16 protein-coding genes and 2 pseudogenes are annotated in these 20,202 nt (G+C 72.3%); 8 read left to right on the top strand and 10 right to left on the bottom strand.

Features of this window, described 5'->3' with window-relative positions; translation table 11 throughout:
• Positions 1 to 104 precede the first annotated feature (104 nt).
• On the bottom strand, positions 105 to 2,837 hold the full coding sequence (locus ACZ4UU_RS29240) for a SpoIIE family protein phosphatase (protein ID WP_471906354.1): 2,733 nt from the start codon (positions 2,835 to 2,837) through the stop codon (positions 105 to 107).
• Between the two features lie 128 nt (positions 2,838 to 2,965).
• Here ACZ4UU_RS29240 and ACZ4UU_RS29245 point away from each other — a divergent pair, with 128 nt between their 5' ends.
• A complete protein-coding gene (locus ACZ4UU_RS29245) occupies positions 2,966 to 4,093 on the top strand; it encodes a PP2C family protein-serine/threonine phosphatase (protein ID WP_471906355.1) in 1,128 nt (375 codons plus the stop codon).
• Between the two features lie 15 nt (positions 4,094 to 4,108).
• On the opposite strand, the gene ACZ4UU_RS29250 is transcribed toward ACZ4UU_RS29245, so the two are convergent.
• From ACZ4UU_RS29250 to ACZ4UU_RS29265, 4 genes and pseudogenes are all read right to left on the bottom strand, one after another.
• Positions 4,109 to 4,774: a class I SAM-dependent methyltransferase gene (locus ACZ4UU_RS29250; RefSeq protein ID WP_471906356.1), complete on the bottom strand. Its 666-nt coding sequence runs from the start codon at positions 4,772 to 4,774 to the stop codon at positions 4,109 to 4,111.
• 4 nt (positions 4,775 to 4,778) lie between these two features.
• Positions 4,779 to 5,480: a response regulator gene (locus ACZ4UU_RS29255; protein ID WP_471906357.1), complete on the bottom strand. Its 702-nt coding sequence runs from the start codon at positions 5,478 to 5,480 to the stop codon at positions 4,779 to 4,781.
• A 226-nt stretch (positions 5,481 to 5,706) separates the two neighbouring features.
• Positions 5,707 to 5,933, bottom strand: a pseudogene (locus tag ACZ4UU_RS29260) (CBS domain-containing protein); the annotation flags it as partial.
• A 71-nt stretch (positions 5,934 to 6,004) separates the two neighbouring features.
• Complete coding sequence (locus ACZ4UU_RS29265; RefSeq protein ID WP_471906358.1) at positions 6,005 to 6,469, bottom strand: cyclic nucleotide-binding domain-containing protein; 465 nt, start codon at positions 6,467 to 6,469, stop codon at positions 6,005 to 6,007.
• Positions 6,470 to 6,927: 458 nt separating this feature from the next.
• On the opposite strand from ACZ4UU_RS29265, the gene ACZ4UU_RS29270 reads away from it, so the two are divergent.
• The 4 genes from ACZ4UU_RS29270 (at position 6,928) to ACZ4UU_RS29285 (ending at position 12,107) form a co-directional block, all read left to right on the top strand.
• The gene (locus ACZ4UU_RS29270; RefSeq protein ID WP_471906359.1) at positions 6,928 to 7,884 is read left to right on the top strand and encodes a universal stress protein; all 957 of its coding nucleotides are present in this window, start codon (positions 6,928 to 6,930) and stop codon (positions 7,882 to 7,884) included.
• Positions 7,885 to 7,909: 25 nt separating this feature from the next.
• Complete coding sequence (locus ACZ4UU_RS29275) at positions 7,910 to 8,044, top strand: hypothetical protein (RefSeq protein WP_471906360.1); 135 nt, start codon at positions 7,910 to 7,912, stop codon at positions 8,042 to 8,044.
• 456 nt (positions 8,045 to 8,500) lie between these two features.
• Positions 8,501 to 10,882 (top strand): phosphoketolase family protein, encoded by a 2,382-nt coding sequence (locus tag ACZ4UU_RS29280; protein ID WP_471906361.1) that lies wholly within the window; start codon positions 8,501 to 8,503, stop codon positions 10,880 to 10,882.
• A 154-nt stretch (positions 10,883 to 11,036) separates the two neighbouring features.
• Positions 11,037 to 12,107: a zinc-dependent alcohol dehydrogenase family protein gene (locus tag ACZ4UU_RS29285; RefSeq protein ID WP_471906362.1), complete on the top strand. Its 1,071-nt coding sequence runs from the start codon at positions 11,037 to 11,039 to the stop codon at positions 12,105 to 12,107.
• A 112-nt stretch (positions 12,108 to 12,219) separates the two neighbouring features.
• Here the strand turns inward: ACZ4UU_RS29285 and ACZ4UU_RS29290 are convergent, their stop codons facing one another.
• The gene (locus ACZ4UU_RS29290; protein ID WP_471906363.1) at positions 12,220 to 12,666 is read right to left on the bottom strand and encodes a pyridoxamine 5'-phosphate oxidase family protein; all 447 of its coding nucleotides are present in this window, start codon (positions 12,664 to 12,666) and stop codon (positions 12,220 to 12,222) included.
• A 290-nt stretch (positions 12,667 to 12,956) separates the two neighbouring features.
• Here ACZ4UU_RS29290 and ACZ4UU_RS29295 point away from each other — a divergent pair, with 290 nt between their 5' ends.
• Both ACZ4UU_RS29295 and ACZ4UU_RS29300 read left to right on the top strand, forming a co-directional pair.
• Complete coding sequence (locus ACZ4UU_RS29295; protein WP_471906364.1) at positions 12,957 to 14,684, top strand: sensor histidine kinase; 1,728 nt, start codon at positions 12,957 to 12,959, stop codon at positions 14,682 to 14,684.
• Between the two features lie 99 nt (positions 14,685 to 14,783).
• Positions 14,784 to 15,014, top strand: a pseudogene (locus ACZ4UU_RS29300) (universal stress protein); the annotation flags it as partial.
• Positions 15,015 to 15,032: 18 nt separating this feature from the next.
• On the opposite strand, the gene ACZ4UU_RS29305 reads toward ACZ4UU_RS29300, so the two are convergent.
• Positions 15,033 to 16,373, bottom strand: a complete 1,341-nt coding sequence (locus ACZ4UU_RS29305; protein WP_471906365.1) for a hypothetical protein — start codon at positions 16,371 to 16,373, stop codon at positions 15,033 to 15,035.
• Positions 16,374 to 16,487: 114 nt separating this feature from the next.
• Here ACZ4UU_RS29305 and ACZ4UU_RS29310 point away from each other — a divergent pair, with 114 nt between their 5' ends.
• A complete protein-coding gene (locus tag ACZ4UU_RS29310; RefSeq protein ID WP_471906366.1) occupies positions 16,488 to 17,726 on the top strand; it encodes a molybdopterin-dependent oxidoreductase in 1,239 nt (412 codons plus the stop codon).
• Between the two features lie 316 nt (positions 17,727 to 18,042).
• On the opposite strand, the gene ACZ4UU_RS29315 is transcribed toward ACZ4UU_RS29310, so the two are convergent.
• Genes ACZ4UU_RS29315 through ACZ4UU_RS29325 form a run of 3 tightly spaced genes read right to left on the bottom strand, consistent with a single transcriptional unit; the run spans position 18,043 to position 20,182 of the window.
• Positions 18,043 to 18,807 carry a class I SAM-dependent methyltransferase gene (locus tag ACZ4UU_RS29315; RefSeq protein WP_471906367.1) on the bottom strand — a complete coding sequence of 255 codons (765 nt, stop codon included), beginning with the start codon at positions 18,805 to 18,807 and terminating at the stop codon, positions 18,043 to 18,045.
• Positions 18,804 to 19,490, bottom strand: coding sequence for a TIGR04282 family arsenosugar biosynthesis glycosyltransferase (locus tag ACZ4UU_RS29320; protein WP_471906368.1), 687 nt, complete (start codon positions 19,488 to 19,490; stop codon positions 18,804 to 18,806). Before ACZ4UU_RS29320 ends, ACZ4UU_RS29315 begins: the two co-directional genes overlap by 4 nt.
• Positions 19,487 to 20,182 carry a glycosyltransferase family 2 protein gene (locus ACZ4UU_RS29325; RefSeq protein ID WP_471906369.1) on the bottom strand — a complete coding sequence of 232 codons (696 nt, stop codon included), beginning with the start codon at positions 20,180 to 20,182 and terminating at the stop codon, positions 19,487 to 19,489. Before ACZ4UU_RS29325 ends, ACZ4UU_RS29320 begins: the two co-directional genes overlap by 4 nt.
• Between the last annotated feature and the right edge of the window lie 20 nt (positions 20,183 to 20,202).

The following is a 20,202-nucleotide window of genomic DNA, read 5'->3' on the forward strand; positions in this document are numbered from 1 at the left end:
GCCGGGCCCCTCTCCTTCGAGCGCTGCCACAACTCCCCTGCGGTGCAACCTCGGCACCGTACCAAGGTCGCCACGGCGGGCCACCGCCCTGATCGTCTTCGCCGTCACGTCGGGGAACTCGGGTCCGCTGCCCTTTCGCCCGGCGTGGGGACGGGCTGCCGGAGCGGCTCGGGGAGGGCCTGTTCGGCCCAGATGACCTTGCCCTGGGGGGTGTAGCGGGTGCCCCAGCGCTCGGCCATCTGCGACACCAGGAACAGGCCCCGGCCGCCCTCGTCCGTCGTCGCGGCGTACCGCAGATGTGGTGAGGTGCTGCTGCCGTCGGCCACCTCGCAGATCAGGGTGCGGTCGCGGATCAGCCGTACGTGGATCGGGGCGGTTCCGTAGCGGATGGCGTTGGTGATGAGTTCGCTGAGGATGAGCTCCATGGTGAAGCCGAACTCCGCAAGGCCCCAGGCTTCGAGGCGTTGGGACACGGCGTCGCGCATACCCGAGACGGCGGCCGGGTCCGGTGGTACGTCCCATTCGGCGATCCGGTCCGGCGGGAGCCCCCGCGTGCGGGCGACGAGCAGGGCGACGTCGTCCTTGGGACGCCGGGGGAGCAGACTGTCCAGCACGTCCTGACAGGTCTCCTCGGGCGGCCGGCCGGGATGGCCGGTGAGCGCCTCACGCAGCAGTTCCATTCCCACGTCCAGGTCGCGCCTGCGGTCCTCGATGAGACCGTCGGTGTACAGCACGAGCTGGGTTCCCTCCGCGAGGCACACCTCCGCGGTCTGGAACGGCATGCCGCCCAGACCCAGCGGCGGACCGGCCGGCACCTCCGGGAAGGTGACGGATCCGTCCGGCCGGACCAGCGCGGGTGCCAGATGTCCGGCACGCGCCACGACGTAGCGGCGCGTCACGGGGTCGTAGATCCCGTACAGGCAGGTGGCGCCCACGACGCCCGCCGCGCTCTCCGCCGCCTCCTTCTGGTCGATGCTGCCGACCAGGTCGTCCAGATGGCTCAGCAGTTCGTCGGGCGGCAGATCGAGGGCGGAGAAGTTGTGCACCGCGGTCCGCAGCCGTCCCATCGTGGCGGCGGCGTGCAGACCGTGGCCGACCACATCGCCGACGGCCAGCGCCACCCGGCTCCCCGGCAGCGGGATCACATCGAACCAGTCACCGCCCACACCCGACTGGGCGGGCAGGTACCGGTAGGCGATGTCCAGGGCGTTCTGCTCGGGCATGGCCTGCGGCAGCAGGCTGCGCTGGAGGGTGACCGCCAGGGTGTGCTCGCGGGTGTAGCGGCGGGCGTTGTCGATGCTGATCGCGGCCCGGGCCACCAGCTCCTCCGCCAGCGACAGATCCTCCTCGTTGAAACGCTCGTGCTGTCGGGCGCGCCAGAAGTTGGCCATGCCCAGCACGACGCCCCGGGCCTGGATGGGGGCGGTGATCAGGGAGTGGATGCCGTAGTCGATGATCGCCCTGGCGCGCTCCGGGTCCTGCACGCGCCAGCTCGTGGCGCTCGGCAGGTCGCTCACCAGCTGGGAGCTGCCGCTGCCGTAGCCGCGTGCCTGGGGTGTGGAGGGCAGATAGTCGAAGAGCCGGCCCTGTTCGGACAGCGGATGGTCGTCGTGGATGCCGTACACGGCCGCGCGGCGCATGTCCGTCGCCGTGGGGGCCGGCTCCTCGCCGTGCAGGACGGCGTCGGCCAGGTCCACGGTGACGAAGTCCGCGAAGCGGGGAACGGGGACCCGCGCCAGCTCGCCGGCGGTGCGCAGCACGTCCAGGGTCGTACCGATGCGCAGCCCCGCGTCGTACAGCAGCCTGAGCCGCTCCCGTGCCACCTCCGCCCTGCCGGTCACCGCCTGGAGCTCGGTGGAGTCGCGCAGCGTCACCACCGTTCCCCTGGGGTCGCCCTCGCGATCCGTGGGCCGCTGGTTGATCGCGAGCAGCCGCTCTCCCGCGAGATGGACCTCGTCGGTGGCCTCGCGCCCGGAAACGAGCAGCTCCTTCGTGCCGGGATCGAGGCCCGGCAGTTCCGAGGCGAGCCGTCCCTCGACGTCCGGGGGCAGCTCCAGCAGCCGTCTGGCCTCGTCGTTCGCCAGGATCAGCCGCCCGTCGGCGGCCACGATCAGCACCCCTTCCCGGACGGAGTGGAGCACCGTGTCGTGGTGCTCGTACATCAGGCTCATCTCGGCCGGGGCCAGGCTGTGCGTCTGCCGTCGCAGCCTCCTGCCCACCAGGGCCGTCACGCCGGTGGACAACGCGAGCGCTCCCGCACCGGCGCCCAGGATGATCGGCAGTTGCCGGGCCAGCTGGCTCTCGACGTTCTTGACCTTCATCCCGGCCGAGACGAGGCCCACCACCTCGCTGTCGGCGTTCTCGATCGGGACCGTGGCCTGCACCTCGCGACCGAGCGGGCCGTCGACGCTCTCCACGTACGTCCTGCCCTCCAGCGACGGCCCGATCTCGCCCACGAACCGCTTGCCGATCCGGTCCGGCAAGGGGTGCGTGTAACGGATGCCCTCGGTGTCCATGACCACGATGAAGTCGACGCCGGAGGCCCTGCGTGCCGCCTCCGTGAGCGGCTGGAGGATCTTGCTCGGATCGGGGGCCTGCAGTGCCGCCAGGACGCCCGGTGCGTGCGCGAAGGTCTGTGCCACGGCCGTGGAGCGGCGCCTGGCCTCGGCGTTGTTGTCCCGCTCCGACTGGAGGATGAGAGCGAAGACGCCACAGGCGACGAGCAACACGACCAGGGCCACCTGGAAGATCAACACCTGCCCGGCGACGCTTCGCGTGCCCTTGCTGATCAGGCGCTTCACCGAGAGGTGCGGAAAACGGGCGAAACGGTTCGCCATGCGACCTTTCTAACACCGGTGATCCCAAGTGGCCAGGTGCCCGCACGCACGGCCCCGGCTCCGACGGCCGGTGCGTGATTTCCCCGCGCCCGATGTCCGCTCAGGTCGATATGATACATTTTGTGATCATGCCTGGGTGGCTGTGGCGCCGTCGTCCTGCCTATGGCGGCCGATGGGACGCTGCCCGGCTGGCACCCGTGGTCCTGACGGTCCTCATCGTCGCCCTGGCGTCCTCGACCCCCAGGGAGATCGCCTTCAGCCGCCTGCTGCCCGCCGCGCCCGCCCTGGCCGCCGCGATGTGGCCCGTGCTCCCCACGATCCTGCTCGGGGCGTTCTGCTTCCTGTTCATGATCGTCCTCAGCCTCTTCCACACCGATCTCGGGACGCAGTACACGTCCGCCGCGATCATCGCGGTCACCTTGGCGGCCGCATACGGCAGCCATGTCCGACTTCAGCGGGAGGAGATCCTCTTCCAGGTCCGACTCGTCGCCGACACGGCCCAGAAGGTACTGCTACGGCCGCTGCCGCGCCGCATCGAGGACGTCGAGATCGAGTCCCTGTATCTGGCGGCCCAGGAACAGGCCCGGATCGGCGGCGACTTCTACGAGGCGATCGGCACGCCGCACGGCGTCCGGCTGCTCATAGGCGACGTACGGGGCAAAGGCCTGTCCGCGGTCGGGGCGGCCTCCGCGGTGATCAGCTGCTTCCGGGAGGCCGCGTACGACGAACCGGACCTGCAAGGCATCATCCACCGCCTGGAGACCACCATCACGCGCCACAGCGACGCGTTCCCCACCCAGGACCAGCGCGAGCACTTCGCCACCGCCCTCCTCGCCGAGATCCCGCCCGGCGGCGGCCGGATACGGATCCTCAACTGCGGGCATCCCCCGCCACTGATCGCCCATTGCGGGAAGGTCCGGCTCCTGGAGCCCACCCTCCCTTCCCCGCCCCTCAACCTCGCGGCACTCATCGGCGACCGCTACTGGGTCGACATGGTCTCCTTCACGCCGGGTGACCAGCTGCTGCTCTACACGGACGGTGTCTCGGAGACCCGCGACCACACGGGCCAGTTCTTCCCCCTGCCGGACTGGATGCGCCGACAGGGCGTGGAACAGCCCCGCGAACTCCTCGACCGCCTGCACCGGGATCTGCTCCAGCACAGCGGCGGAAGACTCGACGACGACATCGCCGCGCTCGCGCTGAGGTGCTCGGGCGCGCAGGACCGGGGAGCGGTGGAGACCGAGGGCACGGCGTGAGCCCGGGTGCCTTGCTCACCCGGGCAGGATCTGGGTGACGCGCCACAGGCGCCGTGGCAGGCCACCCTCCTCGAAGGCGTGGACCTCCCGAAGGATCCAGCCCTCCGCGAGGGCGTCGACCAGTTCACGGGAGAAGAAGTGGACGGCGAAGCCACCGTGCTCCCAGATGTCGTCCCCGTGTCCCGTCCCCACCCTGTAGTGCGCGTCTGCGGTGTGGCGGACGGTGTACACGAAGACGCCGCCCGGTCTCAGGACGCGGCGCACCTCGGCGACCAGGGCGTGGATCTCGTTCGTGGACAGCGCCATGCAGAGCAGCATGTGCGCGAACACGCCGTCCACCGAGGCGTCCGCCGACGGCAGCGGCTCGCGGACGTCGTGGACTGCCGTCGTGACCCGATCGGCCAGTCCTTGGACTTCAGCGGCCTCGCGCAACTGCTCCAGGCCCACCGGGCTGAAGTCGGTGGCCAGCACGGTGAAGCCCTCGCGTGCGAAGGACAGCGCGTCACGACCGTGCCCGGCACCCAGCTCGAGGAGTTCTCCTGCCCCGGCGGCCCGAAAGACCGCGGCGGCGTGGACGGCGGGTTCGGACGGCTTCTCGCCGTACATGCCCGGATGTTCGCCGTACGTCCGCTGCCAGTGCTCACGCTGGACGTCGGCCAGTTCCTGCTCGGACTCCGACATGCGCTCACCCCGTGGGGCGGTCGGCGGTGTCCGGCCGCTCCAGATGGGAGGCGAGGACCGCGGCCTGGACGCGGCGCTGGACGCCGAGCTTGGCCAGCAGCCGGGAGATGTGGTTCTTGATGGTCTTCTCCGAGAGGTAGAGCCTCTTGCCGATCTCGCGGTTGGTCAGGCCGTCGCCGATCAGGGCGAGGATGTCCCGTTCGCGGGGGGACAGGCCGGCCAGCTCGGGTGCGACGGACGGCGTCCCGGAGGGTTCGGCGCGTAGTGAGCGCATCAGGCGGGCCGTGGTCGCGGGATCCAGCATGGACTGGCCCGACGCGACCGTGCGGACGGCCGATACCAGGTCGGAGCCCCTGATCTGCTTCAGGACGTAGCCCGAGGCGCCGGCCATGATGGCATCGAGCAGCGCGTCCTCGTCGTCGAACGAGGTCAGCATCAGACAGGCCAGCTCCGGCATCCCGCTGCGCAGCTCGCGACAGACCGTGATGCCGTCGCCGTCCGGGAGACGAACGTCGAGCACGGCGACGTGGGGGCGCAGCGCCGGGCCGCGGGCGAGGGCGTGCTCGACGGTGTCCGCGTCGCCGACCACGGAGATGTCCGGCTCTGCGTCGAGCAGGTCGGTGATGCCCCGTCGTACCACCTCGTGGTCGTCCAGCAGGAACACGCGGATCGGGTTCTGCTCCGTGAAAGGGCCTGTCTCGGTCATGACGATCCCTCGTTCCCCGGTGGCTCACGGTCTGTGGACCACGCACTGCTCATGGTGCCGATCATTGCTCGCCGAAGCCGGATGTACCAGGGCCGACCGGCCCTGGTCGGGCTTGAGACGCGCCTCACCGGCCCACGGCCGTGTCCGGCGGCCGCTCGACAGCACGCACCAGGCGTGCGGCCACGGAAATCATGGACGCGTCCCGCGAGCCTGACCACTCCAGCCCGTCGACCACCGGCAGCCGCTCGACCTTGGCCCGTGCCATGGTGCGGGCGGCCTGGGCGAGCTCGCGTCCGGGCGGGTGGTGAGCGCCGGGGAGGTCATCAGCTCCTCCGCGGTGAGCGCGCCCGCCTCGGCCAGGTCGGGGAGGCGGCGCAGCTGGGTGCACCGGTCGGGGTCGCTGTCGCGGAACTCCTCCTTGGGCAGCAGGTCGGCCTCGGAGACGACGACGTGCGTGGCGCCGGTGCCGGCGCCGGCGCCGTACATGGTGGCTCTTCCTCGTTTCGGCTCGTCGCGGGAACGGTTCAGGCGTAGCTGCCTGAGCCGTACGGGGCGTACAGGTCCAGCAGCCGGGTCCGGGAGGAGCGCAGACGGTGGGCGAGGACGTCACCGACCCATTGGGCGACGGCGTGGCCCATGGCCGGGTCCTCCTGGCACATCGTGCGGACGGCCGCGGCGTCGAACTCGTACGCCCGCACGGGCGTCGTGGCCTCGGCGCCCAGGTGCCAGGCGTGCGGGGTGAAGAGCCAGGACCAGCCGACGAGTTCGTTGTGCCGGAGGGTTTCGATGACGGCGGCCGGACGCCCGGGCACGTGCATGTCGAGCTCGACGGTGCCGGTCCGGATGATCCAGAACCGGTCGGCCTTGCCGCCTTCCTCGAACAGACGCGTCCCTTGCGGGATGGACACCTCACGGGCGACGCGCATGAGTCGTTCCCGGTGCTCGGCCGGCAAGGCGCGCAGCATGCTGGGCGTGGACGTGGTGATCATGGCGTGCCTCCCGACGGCTGCAGGGACTTCCAGGACCAGCGTGTCCCCGCCGACGGCGCCGGCCCATGGGCCATCCGGCCCCTTCGGGCGGGCCCTCCGGCTCCGGGAACACGCCCGTGTTCGTGCCCGTTCGGCCATGCACCCCAACGGGTCCACTGGGCAGGGCCGTTCGGCCCTACGGGCACGGACCTTCGGCATCCGGCGGTCACCGGCCAGCCGCCATGAGAGTGAGCGGAGGCGGGCCCCGACCGGGTGGGACGGCACACCGAGCAGGTCGACGAACTCGTTGGCGGAGTACCACCGGCACGCTCTGGGCCCACCGCACCGCACCGGACCACATGGGGCACGCAGGACCGGGCCGGGGCCGATCGGCCCCTCGCGGGGACCCGCGGCCCATGCCGGGAGCCGTATCCGAAGACGAGGCTCGAATCGGGACCACCGATTCAGGAGGTGGAATCATGACCCGCACCGTCACCCTCAGCGTCACCGTCGCCCTCGACGGCTCACGTGAGAGCCGTGCGGCAGCCGAATGGGCGGCCCGCGAGGCACAGTTGCTGGGGCTGCCGCTGAAGCTGGTCCACGTCCGGGAGCCGGTGCCGCCGCCGCTGGCGCGGGCACCGTTCCTGGGCGCCGAGACCCAGCAGCACTGGGCCGAGCGAAGCGAGACGGGGGTGTCACCGGCCGACGGCCGGGGCGGCATCCCCCGCGACACGGCCGAGGGCGTCCGACTGCGCCACCCCGGCCTCGACGTGAGGACAGAGCAGCTCTCCGGCCGGGCCGCCGAAGTGCTGGCCGGCGAGGCGCAGGACGCGGAGCTGCTCGTCCTCGGCTCCCGCGGACTGAGCGGCATCGGCGGCTTCATGGTCGGCTCCGTCGGACTCGCCGTCGTGGCACTCGCCGAGCGGCCCGTCGTGCTGGTCCGAGGCGGCGAGCAGGCCGCCGACGAACACGAGAAGGACCCGGCGGGCATCCCGTCGGCCGCCACCGCCTTCCGGCCCGTCGTCCTCGGCCTGGACATCGAGAGCCCGAACGAGGAGCTGATCGGGTTCGCGTTCGCGGCAGCCACCCGCCGCCGTACCTCCCTGCGGGTGGTGCACGGCTGGAACGTGCCTCCGTACTACGCCTACGGCCTGTCCTCGGACCTCGAACTCCACCGCTCCCTGGCACGGGCCGAGGCGGACGCCCTGACCGGGGCCCTGCGCCCGTGGCGCGCGAAGTTCCCGGACGTCGAGGTCACCGAGGAGTCCCACTACGGAAGTCCCGCGGGCCACCTGATCGACGTCTCCCGCGAGGCGTCCCTGATCGTCGTCGGCAAGCGCGTTCGCCGCACCCCGATCGGCACGCACACAGGCCCCGTCACCCACGCCGTCCTGCATCACGCCGGCGCCCCCGTCGCGGTCGTTCCGCACCCCTGACGGAAGAACCCGAGGAGCAGCAACCATGAAGCAGCCGTCGTACGGGCCTTTTGGCTGGCCGGTCAAGCCCAGCCCGCCCTTCGTACCCGGCCACGAGGGCGTCGGCCGCGTCCAGCCTCTCAAGGCCCGGATCGTCTTCGACCTCGGTACGGGACGGTGAGGGCGATGGAACTGCCGATCGTCGTCGGCGTGGCGCCCGGCACCGGCAGGCCGCCGTGCCGGTCTCCACCCTCACGTTGCCCGAGGAGTCCGAGTACGCGCGCTCCTGCGGGAGAGCCGCGGGGGCTCCCTGCTGGTGACGGGCAGTGGCGGCCACAGCGGCGTCGCCGAGGCGCGGTCCTGGAGGCGGTGCGGGCCTGGCGGTGTCCCGCGCGCGAGGCCATGGACCAACCTCCGCTCGCCGGGGGACCCGCACGGACGCATGGGAAGCACGCGGTGGAGGTACTGGACAAGGCGCTGCACGATGTCCCCGAGGACGTCGAGGCCACCGCCGTGCGGTCGAGGGCATCGCCCGCAACGTCCTCGCGGACGCCTCGCGCGATGCCGACCTCCTGGTGAGTATGCGAGTACGGACACCTGCCACGCGACCTGAACCGACGACTTCCGGAGCCCTCCCATGTCCAAGGTGGAACACCAGAACGCCACCGCACTCTCCGACGACGAACTGCGCACGCTCGACGCCCACTGGCGGGCCGCCAACTATCTGGCCGCCGGACAGATCTATCTGCTGGCCAACCCGCTGCTGACCGAGCCGCTCACCCCCGAGCACATCAAGCCGCGGCTGCTCGGCCACTGGGGTACCTCGCCGGGGCTGAACCTCGTCTACACCCACCTCAACCGCGTCATCAAGACGCGTGGTCTGGACGCCCTGTGCGTGTGGGGCCCGGGGCACGGTGGCCCGTCCGTGCTCGCGGGTTCCTGGCTGGACGGCAGCTACAGCGAGACGTATCCGGACGTGTCGCGCGACGCACCGGGGATGGAACGGCTGTTCCGGCAGTTCTCCTTCCCGGGCGGGGTGCCCAGCCATGTGGCGCCGGAGGTCCCGGGGTCCATCCATGAGGGCGGCGAGCTCGGCTACTCGCTCGCCCACGCCTACGGCGCCGCCTTCGACAACCCGGACCTGCTCGTCACGTGTGTGATCGGCGACGGCGAGGCCGAGACCGGGCCGCTGGCCGCGTCCTGGCACTCCGACAAGTTCCTCGACCCGGTGCACGACGGTGCCGTGCTGCCGATCCTGCACCTCAACGGCTACAAGATCGCCAACCCGACCGTGCTGGCCCGCCTCCCCGAGGCCGAGCTCGACCAACTGCTCCGCGGATACGGCCACGAGCCGATCCACGTCACGGGCGACGACCCGGCCACCGTCCACCGCGCCATGGCAGCCGCCCTCGACGACGCGCTCGACCGGATCGCGCTGCTGCAGCGCACGGCCCGCGAGGAGGGAATCGGCCAGCGCGCGCACTGGCCCATGATCGTCCTGCGCACCCCCAAGGGCTGGACCGGCCCGGCCGAGGTCGACGGCGTGCCCGTCGAAGGCACCTGGCGCGCCCACCAGGTCCCGCTCGCCGGCGTACGGGAGAAACCGGAGCATCTGCGGCAGTTGGAGGCCTGGCTGCGTTCGTACCGCCCCGAGGAACTGTTCGACGCCGACGGCCGGCCCGTCGCCGACGTCCTCGCCTGCGTCCCCGACGGCTCCAGGCGTCTGGGCGCCACCCCGCACGCCAACGGCGGCCTGCTCGTGCGCGAGCTGCCCATCCGGTCCCTGGACTCCTTCGCCGTACCGGTCGAGAAGCCGGGCACGACCCTGCACGAGCCGACCCGGGTCCTCGGCGGCCTCCTCGAACAGGTCATGAAGGACACCCGCGCCCGCCGGGACTTCCGGGTCGTCGGGCCGGACGAGACCGCCTCCAACCGGCTCCAGGCCGTCTTCGACGCCAGCGGCAAGGCCTGGCAGGCGGAAACCCTCCCCGTCGACGAGCACCTGGACCGGCACGGCCGCGTCATGGAGATCCTCTCCGAGCACACCTGCCAGGGCTGGCTGGAGGGCTACCTCCTCACCGGCCGGCACGGACTGTTCTCCTGCTACGAGGCCTTCGTCCACATCGTCGACTCGATGGTCAACCAGCACATCAAGTGGCTCAAGACATCGCGTGAGCTGTCGTGGCGTGCCCCCATCGCATCCCTCAACTATCTGCTGACCTCGCACGTCTGGCGCCAGGACCACAACGGCTTCTCCCACCAGGACCCCGGCTTCGTCGACCACGTCCTCAACAAGAGCCCCGAAGTCGTACGGGTCTACCTGCCGCCGGACGCCAACACGCTCCTCTCCGTCGCCGACCACGCACTGCGCACCCGCGACTACGTCAACGTGATCGTGGCCGGCAAGCAGCCCTGCTTCGACTGGCTGTCCCTGGAGGCGGCCCGCGCTCACTGCGCGCGCGGAGCCGGCATCTGGGACTGGGCCGGCACGGAGAACGGCGGCGAACCGGACGTCGTCCTCGCCTGCGCCGGCGACGTACCCACCCAGGAGGTCCTGGCCGCCGCCCAGCTCCTGCGCCGCCACCTCCCCCAACTCGCCGTGCGAGTCGTCAACGTCGTCGACATGACGCGCCTCATGCCGCGCGAGGAACACCCCCACGGCATGACCGACTTCGAGTACGACGGCCTGTTCACCGGGGACAAGCCGGTGATCTTCGCGTACCACGGCTACCCGTGGCTGATCCACCGCCTCGCCTACCGCCGCACCGGCCACCCGAACCTGCACGTGCGCGGCTACAAGGAGTCCGGCACCACGACCACCCCGTTCGACATGGTCGTCCGCAACGACCTCGACCGCTACCGCCTGGTCATGGACGTCATCGACCGCGTCCCCGGCCTCACGGTGCGCGCCGCCGCCGTACGGCAGTCGATGGCCGACGCCCGCGCCCGCCACCACGCCTGGATCCGCGAGCACGGCACCGACCTGCCCGAAGTCGCGGACTGGACCTGGACCGCCTGAGGGCCCCCGAGCGGCCCAAGCGGTCCTGCCGTATCCGAGCCAACCTGGAAGCGTGGGGCGAGTTCCGGCGCGGGCACCGCCAGGCTCGTACGGTCGCCGAACCTCACCGCCGGTTCCGGGCTCCGCAACATCATCGAGTGGGGTGAGAAGTGCCATGAAAGGCTACGTGTTCCACGGTGCCGGACAGTCCGCGTGGGAGGAAGTCCCGGACCCGGCCGTCAAAGACCCCACCGACGCGATCGTGCGCGTCGGAGCAGTCACCATCTGCGGCACGGATCTGCACATCCTCAAGGGCGACGTGCCCGAGGTGCGACCCGGCACCGTCCTGGGCCACGAGGCCGTCGGAGAGATCGTCGAGGTCGGCAGCGACGTCCATACCGTGCGCCCCGGCGACCGCGTCCTGGTGTCCTGCGTCACCGCGTGCGGACGTTGCTCCTACTGCCGTCAGACCGCGTACGGCCAGTGCCGGGGCGGTGGTGGCTGGATCCTCGGCCACCTGATCGACGGAACGCAGGCCGAGTACGTCCGGGTGCCGTACGCGGATCTCTCCGTGCACCCGCTGCCCGGGGCCATGGACAGCAGGGACGCCGTCCTGCTGGCCGATATCTTCCCGACCTCCTACGAGGTGGGCGTGCTGAACGGCCATGTCCGCCCCGGAGACACCGTCGTCGTGGTCGGTGCCGGCCCCATCGGGCTCGCGGCCATCGCCACGGCCGGTTTGTTCTCCCCCGAACGGATCGTGGCCGTCGACCTGGCGCCCGCCCGGCTGGAGGCCGCCCGCAACCTGGGTGCCGACGCGGTGGCCGACGCCCGGGAAGGTCCGGAACAGCTCGTCGCCGACCTCACCGACGGCCTCGGGGCGGATGCCGTCATCGAGGCGGTCGGCGTGCCCGAGAGCTTCGAGCTGTGCACCCGCATGGTCCGGCCCGGCGGGCATGTCGCCAACGTCGGCGTGCACGGCGCTCCCGCGACCCTGCACCTCGAAGACCTCTGGATCAAGAACATCACCATCACCACCGGCCTGGTCGACACCTACTCGACCCCGACCCTGCTGCGGATGACGGCCGCCGGCCGCCTGCCCACCTCGCGGCTGGTCACCCACACCTTCCCGCTGGACCGCATGGAGGAGGCGTACGACGTCTTCGCCGGGGCCGCCGACACCGGTGCCCTCAAGGTCGTGCTCGGCGGGGAGCAGCACGAGGTCGTCGCCGTGCACGCCGCCTGACGAAGGGGTGGGCGGTGCCGGTAACGGCCGAGCGGGCCCCGACCGACTGACCACGACCGCCCGACCGCCCGACCGCCCCGAACGGGCGCCGGTCCAGTGGCCCTTGCCCGGATCAGGCCCCGCCCGAGCGGCCGTCCGCGGTGAGCAGGATGCCCGTGACCAGGTCGGGCCGGATACGAATCGCCTGGTCCATGGCCTGCTCCACCCACGGCTGCACCAACGCCCGGCAGCGGACCAGGTCCTCGGGGTCGGTCACCAGCCGGGCGTACCCGGTCACCACCACGCGCCAGCCGAGGTGCGTCCGCGGGGCGAAGGCGTCCGCTTCATAGGCGACGACGACACCCTGGTCATCCGCTCGCCCGGTGTGCGACGCGAGGGCGGCGCCTTCGTGGGTGCGGAGGACGATGTCCCCGCCGTCCAGGGCGTGGTTGACCGGACGCACGGTCGGCAGGGCGTGCCGGGTGAAGACGACCCTCCCCAGGGACACGCTGCCCAGCAGCCGCAGCGCCTCGGCACCGCTCAGCTCGATGGGGCGGTCCTCGGGTGGACGGAGCGACACCGCGGGGGATCGGTGCCGCTCCTGCCTCCACTGTCCTGCGCGCGGTGGTCGGCGCCAAGGGCCTATGGTCCCTGGTCCGGGCCCGCACACGGCCTCAATCCGGACGCCGTTGACGAGGTGGGCGGGGACAGGCGAACGGTCGGAACCGCCCCGGCGCACGATCGACGAGCAGGCCACTGACGCACCCCGCCCGCCTCCCGTCCCGTGCTGTCACCTCTCACCGGGCGGTAGCGTGACCCATGACCGGAGCGGCCGGTGTCGGACCGCCCACGGGACCGGAGGAGACGCAGGTGGGAAGCGCCGAGGAGCCTCGGGAACCCCGCGTACGGCTGCCGCAGCTGCGGCTGGACGAACTGCTGGAGGAGCTCCAGGCCCGGCTGGACGCGGCCCGCGGCACGCGCGACCGGGTGCACAGTCTGCTGGAGGCGGTGCTGTCCGTCGGCCGGGAGCTGGACCTGGAGCAGGCGCTGCACAGCATCGTCGAGGCCGCCGCGGTGCTGGTCGACGCCGAGTACGCGGCCCTCGGGGTGATCGGCCCGGACGGCAAGCGGCTGTCGGCCTTCCACACGGTCGGGGTCAGCGAGGACCAGATCGCGCGAATCGGCCACTACCCGGAGGGCCACGGCATCCTCGGGGAGCTCATCCGCCACCCCGAGCCGCTGCGCCTGGCGAAGATCTCCGAGCACGCGTCGTCGTACGGCTTCCCGCCCAACCATCCGCCGATGGACACCTTCCTCGGCGTCCCTATCCGGGTCCGCGACCAGGTCTTCGGCAACCTGTACCTGACCGAGAAGCGCGGCGGCGCCCAGTTCGACGAGGACGACGAGTCGGTCCTTTCGACCCTGGCCGTCGCGGCGGGCGTCGCGATCGACAACGCCCGCCTCTACGAGGAGTCCCGGCTGCGGGAGCGCTGGCTGCGGGCCACCGCGGAGATCACCCACAGCCTGATGTCCGGCGGCGAGCGCGGCGAGGTGCTCGGACTGATCGCCGACCGCGCCCGGGAGATCACGGGCGCGGCGCTCGCCATGGTCGCGGTGCCCATGGAGGACACCGACTCGCTCAGTCTGGAGCTCGCCATCGGACCGGCGGCGGAGGCGTTGCGCGGGCTGGTGCTGCCCGTCCAGGGAAGCCTGATCGGCGAGGCGTTCTCGGAGGTCGCTCCCGTCACCAGCCCGGACGTCTCCCATGACGAACGTGTCGCGGCACTTCCGCCGCGCTTCACCGGCCTCGGCCCGGCGGTCGCGGTGCCCGTCGGGACGGCACAGGGCGGTGTACGCGGCGTCGTCCTGCTCATCCGCGAAGCCGGCCGGACGGTGTTCACCGGCAAGGAGATCGAACCCCTGCAAGGCTTCGCCGCGCAGGCCGCCGTCGCCATGGAGCTCGCGGAGCGCCGGCAGGACGCCGAGGAGGTCGCCGTGCTCAAGGACCGCGACCGCATCGCCCGCGACCTGCACGACCTGGCGATCCAGCGGCTCTTCGCCACCGGCATGACCCTCCAGAGCGCCGGCCGCTTCGTCGAACACCCCGAAGCCGCCGAGCGCGTCGCGCGCGCGGTGGACGACCTGGACGAGACCATCAAGATCATCAGGTCCACGATCTTCGGCCTGCGCTCGCGCGAGGGCAGGGGCGGATCCGGGCTGCGGGCGCGTGTGGTGCGGATCGCGGGCGGGGCGGCCCCGGTGCTGGGCTTCGCGCCCAGCGTGCGAATGGAGGGCCTGGTGGACACCCAGGTGCCGCGCGAGGTGGCCGACCACGTGGTCGCCGTACTCTCCGAAGCCCTCACCAACATCGCCCGCCACGCCCACGCCGACCGCGCCGACGTCACCCTCACCGCGGATTCGGACCAGGTCCGCCTCACGGTCACCGACAACGGCGTCGGGATCCCGGCCGGCGGCGACCGCAGCGGGCTGCGCAACATGGCGGAGAGGGCGCGGCAGTCGGGCGGGGAGCTGGAACTGAGCAGGCCGGACGACGGGGGCACCAGGTTGGTGTGGTGGGCGCCGGTGACGGCAGATTAGGGACGTACGCTCTCGTATCACCCGCCCCGGCGCGGCCGCCCGCGCGCACTGTCCGGTGATCGGGGTCCGAGGAGACGAAGCAGCCTGGCGGGCCTGCACGCCGAGGAGGATCCGCTCGTCCGGGTACGCCGTACCACTGCCGAGGGCCCGGCCGCCCCGGTCCTGGTGCCCCGCTCGGCCGACACCGACCTCGTGATCACCGGGGCGCGCCACAGGCACGGTCGCTTCGGCCTGCGACTCGGCAGAGTCGGTCACACCGTGTTGCACCACGCGCAGTGCCCGGTGGCGGTCGTTCCCCAGCCGGCGCGACCACGAAGTCGTCGCCGGTGACGCCGCCTTCGACCGTCGTCACCATCCGGTCAGCAGCAGATGGTTGAGGAGCAGCGCGAGCACTGCCTGGGCGGCGAGCCATGCGCGGTGCCGGGTGAGGAACGCGCACGCCGGGAGCAGCCACACCGCGAAGGGCAGCCAGATCCGTTCCGTCTCCGCCTTGCTCATGCCGGACAGATCGGCGACCAGCAGGGCGAGCAGAGCGGCGGACACGAGGAGAGCGAGGCGGCCCGCGGCGGTCCGGCCGGGGGCGCCGTCACGTCGGCGGACGAGGACCGCACCGGTTCGCCGCAGTCCCGCCGCCGTCGCCAGGCCCGTGACGAGCACGGTGCAGGCCAGGTTGGCCCACACCCAGTAGCCGTAGGGACGGACACCGCCCGCGCCCTGGTAGTAGCGCGTCACCAGGATGCGGTACGCCTCCCACCAGTCGAACCCGGCGAGCGTGAACAGCGCCGGGACCACCGCCAGTCCGGCGAGCAGCGGCACCAGCAGGCCGGGCCGCTCCCGGATCCCCTGCCGGCCGAGCCACAGCACCGCCGCGCCGATCAGTGCGACGAGTGTGAGGCCGTACGACAGATAGCAGGTCAGGCCGAACAGCAGACCTGACGCCCCCGCCCACCACAGGGACCGGCCGGTCACCGCAAGTGCCAGCAGCGCCACCGCCCACGCCGCCACCGCCGCGAAGTACGCGTCGGCCGAGGCCCCCATCCACACGGCGGCCGGCGCCAGCACGAGGAAGGGTGCCGACCTGCGAGCGAGCGCCTCGTCGGCCAGGGCGCGCAGCGTGACCAGCACGGCCACACAGGCCGTCGCCCCGACGACGATGCACCACACCCCGGCCCAGCCCCCGCCGCCCAGCCCGATCCGGTCGAGCAGGACGAAGGTGAGCGGGGCGGCGGGCGGGTGACCGGCGACGTGGGCGGGCCAGTTGTCGGGGGAGCCGATAAGGATGTGGTCGGTGAAGCCGCGCAGAGCGGCCGGGATGTCGTCGAAGCGGTCGATGACCTGGAGGTACTCGTGGCGGGTGGTGAGCCGGTCGGCGATGCCGCGCTGCCAGCCGTCGATCAGGGCGAGGGAGAAGATCCATGCCAGGGCCGTGGCCCAGGTGAGCGGGAGCAGGCTCCGCCAGGGGAGCCGGGCCGCGAGGGTGGGCCCGTACGCCACGGTGCCGATCGCCACGGCGACCGCCGCCGGAGTGCCCGGGCCCAGGTGAGGGTCCCAATCTCCCACCAGCGGGGGCCAGTTGACGAAGAGGGTGTGGCTGGTCGCCTGAATGCGGTGTCCGAGCAGCACGGCTGCCGTCACGAGCAGTGCGGCGGCCAGGGAGGCGTACAGGTCACGGCGGAGGGATCGGTTCACGCCCGGAACGCTAGGCCGACAGAGCGGGCGCTGACCGCTGTCCGGGCCGGACGTCAGCGTTTCGTCATCGTTCGCGCACCCGTTCCCGGGGTGGTCGGGGCCTACGGTCGGGCCATGCGAGACGATCCACGCGATCCCCGGTTCCCCTCCTCACCCGGCTTCTGGCGCAGCCCGCTGCGCGGCCCCTGGCTCACCTCGGTGCTGGGCCTGGTCCTGCTCGTCGGCATCACCGTGCTGTTCGTGACGGGCCTGGTCTCGTACGCCGCCTACAACCCGGACCTGTCGCCGGTGAACGACCAGACCCCGGACAAGGGGATCCTCGGCTTCTACCTCTTCGCCTGGCCGACGAACCCGCACTGGCTGTACCGGCTCAACCAGGGCGTCCACGTCACCCTCGGCATCACTCTGATCCCCGTCCTGCTCGCCAAGCTGTGGTCCGTCGTACCGAGGCTGTTCGCACTGCCCCCGGCCCGCTCGCTCGCGCACGCCCTGGAGCGGATCTCCCTGCTGCTCCTGGTCGGCGGCGGACTGTTCGAGTTCGTGACCGGTGTGCTCAACGTCCAGCTCGACTACGTCTTCCCCGGCTCCTTCTACCCCCTGCACTTCTACGGCGCCTGGGTGTTCTTCGCCGCCTTCGTCGCCCACGCGCTGCTGAAGATGCCCATCGCGCTGCGCAATCTGCGGCAGCTGCGGGAGGAGAGGAACGACCTGGTGTCACCGCGCCCCGCCGACCCGACCGTCTCCCGACGCGGCGCCCTGTGGTTCGTCGGGGGCGGCTCGCTGCTGCTGTTCGCCACCACGGTGGGGCAGAACTTCGACGGCCCGCTACGACGCACCGCGCTCCTCGCACCGCACGGCGGGTCCGAACCCGGCAACGGACCGAACGGCTTCCAGATCAACAAGACCGCCGCGTACGCCGGCATCGACAAGGCGGAGACGGGCGCCGACACATGGCGGCTCGTGGTGACGGGGCGCACGGGAACAGTACGCCTGAGCCGCTCCCAGCTCCTCGAACTTCCCCTGCACAGCTCGGCGTTGCCCATCGCGTGCGTCGAGGGCTGGTCGACGTCGGACCAGTGGTGGCGCGGGGTGCGGCTGCGCGACCTCGCGGCGCTCGTCGGCCACGACGACCCGCCCGACGTGTTCGTCGAGTCCCTTCAGCGGCGCGGCGCCTTCCGGAAGGCCGCACTGCGCGCCAACCAGGTGGCCGACCCGCGCTCCCTGCTCGCCCTGTACGTCAACGGCGAGGAGCTGTCCATCGACCACGGCTACCCGGCGCGCATCATCGTGCCCGCCGCACCCGGTGTGCTCAACACCAAGTGGGTGACCCGCATGACGTTCGGAGACCTGTGATGCGCCGCGCACCGATCCCTCTCGGAAGCCCCTTTCAGATCGTGCTGCTCGCCTGCTCGTTCGCCCTCGCCGCCTACGCCGGGGTGCGGCTGCTCGCGGACGACTGGTTCGGCGTGGCCCTGTGGATCGTGGGCGCGGCCGTGCTGCACGACCTCGTGCTCCTGCCGCTGTACGCGGCCCTGGACCGGGCCGCCGTACGAGGGCTCGGCGCGGTCCGGCGCCGGGACTGGGCGCTGTACGTGCGCGTACCGGCGGCCCTGTCCGGGCTGCTCCTTCTCGTGTGGTTCCCGCTGATCAGCGGGATGGTGGAGCGGCGCTACCGGTCCGCCACGGGGCTGCCGGAGGACGGGTTCCTCACCCGCTGGCTGCTGATCACCGCCGTCCTCTTCGGCGGTTCGGCACTGCTGCTGGCGGTGCGACTGCGGCGGCTGCGCAGGGCGACGAAGCAGCGTCCGCCGGTCGTCCACTGACCGGCCGGCTCCCAGCCCCGCGCGTACCGCAGCAGCGCCCGGCTGCCGAGCCGCGCCCAGGGGAAGTGGGCGTCGGCCCCACCGGTGGCGGTGGGGCCGACGACCTGCACCTGGGCGCGTTCGTCGACGTCCACCGGGGCGGTCTCGGTGATCAGCAGTCCGCCGGGGCGCAGGAGCGCGGCCACCCGGTCCAGCAGGGCGCGCGGGTCGCCGCCGATGCCGACGTTGCCGTCCATGAGCAGGACCGTGCCCCAGCGGCCCTCGCCGGGCAGTGGCTCGAAGACCGAGCGCCGCAGCGCCGGACCCCCGAGGCGCACGGTGCGGTCGACGGCGGCCGCACTGACGTCGATGCCCAGAGCGGCCTGGCCCCGGGCGGCCAGTTCCACGACCAGCCGCCCCGGCCCGCACCCCACGTCCAGCACGGTTGACTCGCACCGGTCCAGCACCTCCCGGTCGACCGCGTCGGCCGTGGCGCACCAGCGCTCCACCTCCAGCGGCAGCAGCCAGCCGTCGGCACGGCGCAGGAACAGCGGGCCCCGGCCGGAGAGCAGGGCTGCCGCATAGGGGTCGGCGGTCGCCCAGGCGGCGGCGGTGGCAGGCACGGTGCTCATCGGGGGCCGGCCGGGGGAGTGGCAGGCCGCGTGGCCGGCCCGGAACTGCGAGAGGTGTCGGGTGCCACGACCGCCATGCACCGGGCCAGTCGTACGGCGAACCGGCTGTGCGGGGCCAGCGCGGCCACGGCGCGGGCGTCGGCGGCGGTGTCGACGTCGCGCAGCCGCGGCAGGTCGCGCACCCGCAGCCCCGCGCGGACGAGGCGTTCGCGTTGCAGCGCGCCCGTCACGGCGGTCGACATGGGCACGCCCCGCAGCAGAGCGGGGTCGGGATCGGCCAGTCCGAGGGCCCAGAATCCGCCGTCCTCGGCCGGGCCGAACCAGGCGTCGCAGTCGGCGAAGTCGACGTCGAGCAGCTCGGGTGTCACCTGCGGGGTGTCCATCCCGATGAGCAGCGCCGGACCGTCGCAGCGGGCGAAGGCGTCCGCCAGGCGCTCGTCCAGGCCGCCCGCGCACTGCGGTACGACGTCGAAGCGGGGCGGCAGCCAGGCACCGGCGGTCCCGTCGAGGACGAGGACTCGCCGGGCGGCGGGCACGGCCGACACCGCGTGCAGCGTGTCGGCGAGGGCCGCCTCGGCCAGCCCGGCCGCCTCCTCGGGCGTGAACGGCGGCGTGAGCCGGGTCTTGACCCGGCCCGGTCGCGGCTCCTTGGCGATGACGAGCAGCGTGGTCGACGCACTCAACGGACGGTTCCTCCTCCATGCGCGGGTGTCTCGCCCAGGACGCGACTCATGTCCCGTACGGCCTGCCAGGTGCCCCGCCAGGTGCCCGTCACCTTCGAGGCCCCGGAGCGCGGCAGATACGGCACGTCGTGCTCCGCGATCCGCCAGCCCGCGTCGGCCGCACGCACGACCATCTGGAGCGGATAGCCGCTGCGCCGGTCGGTGAGCTGGAGGGCGAGCAGCGGATCCCGGCGGGCGGCGCGCAACGGACCGAGGTCGTGCAGGCGCAGTCCGGTGCGGCGACGCAGCATCCGCGCGAGCGCGAGGTTGCCCACCCGGGCGTGCGCGGGCCACGCGCCCCGTCCCTGCGGGCGCCGCCGGCCCAGCACCAGATCGGCGTCGCCGTCCCGCACTTCGCGCACGAAGGGGACGAGCAGCGAGGGGTCGAGGGAGGCGTCGCAGTCGCAGAAGCACACCACGTCGGCGGTGGCGGCCCGCAGCCCGGCGTCGCAGGCGGCGCCGAAGCCCCGGCGCGGCTCGTGCACGACGGTCGCGCCGAGCGCGTGGGCGAGGGAGGCCGAGCCGTCGGTGGAACCGTTGTCGACGACGAGTGCGCGCCAGCCCGGCGGGATCCGCTCGAGCACCCAGGGAAGGGCCTCGGCCTCGTTCAGGCAGGGCAACACCACATCGACGTCGGAAGGTGTCGTCGTCACGGTTTCACCCTACGAACGCG

It is taken from the genome of Streptomyces sp. NPDC028907, assembly GCF_055564995.1.

Bases quoted from the DNA above. Each gene is read 5' to 3' on its own strand.
- ACZ4UU_RS29240 (WP_471906354.1), bottom strand. From the start codon at position 2,837: ATGGCGAACCGTTTCGCCCGTTTTCCGCACCTCTCGGTGAAGCGCCTG.
- ACZ4UU_RS29245 (WP_471906355.1), top strand. From the start codon at position 2,966: ATGCCTGGGTGGCTGTGGCGCCGTCGTCCTGCCTATGGCGGCCGATGG.
- ACZ4UU_RS29250 (WP_471906356.1), bottom strand. From the start codon at position 4,774: ATGTCGGAGTCCGAGCAGGAACTGGCCGACGTCCAGCGTGAGCACTGG.
- ACZ4UU_RS29255 (WP_471906357.1), bottom strand. From the start codon at position 5,480: ATGACCGAGACAGGCCCTTTCACGGAGCAGAACCCGATCCGCGTGTTC.
- ACZ4UU_RS29265 (WP_471906358.1), bottom strand. From the start codon at position 6,469: ATGATCACCACGTCCACGCCCAGCATGCTGCGCGCCTTGCCGGCCGAG.
- ACZ4UU_RS29270 (WP_471906359.1), top strand. From the start codon at position 6,928: ATGACCCGCACCGTCACCCTCAGCGTCACCGTCGCCCTCGACGGCTCA.
- ACZ4UU_RS29275 (WP_471906360.1), top strand. From the start codon at position 7,910: ATGAAGCAGCCGTCGTACGGGCCTTTTGGCTGGCCGGTCAAGCCCAGC.
- ACZ4UU_RS29280 (WP_471906361.1), top strand. From the start codon at position 8,501: ATGTCCAAGGTGGAACACCAGAACGCCACCGCACTCTCCGACGACGAA.
- ACZ4UU_RS29285 (WP_471906362.1), top strand. From the start codon at position 11,037: ATGAAAGGCTACGTGTTCCACGGTGCCGGACAGTCCGCGTGGGAGGAA.
- ACZ4UU_RS29310 (WP_471906366.1), top strand. From the start codon at position 16,488: ATGCGAGACGATCCACGCGATCCCCGGTTCCCCTCCTCACCCGGCTTC.
- ACZ4UU_RS29315 (WP_471906367.1), bottom strand. From the start codon at position 18,807: ATGAGCACCGTGCCTGCCACCGCCGCCGCCTGGGCGACCGCCGACCCC.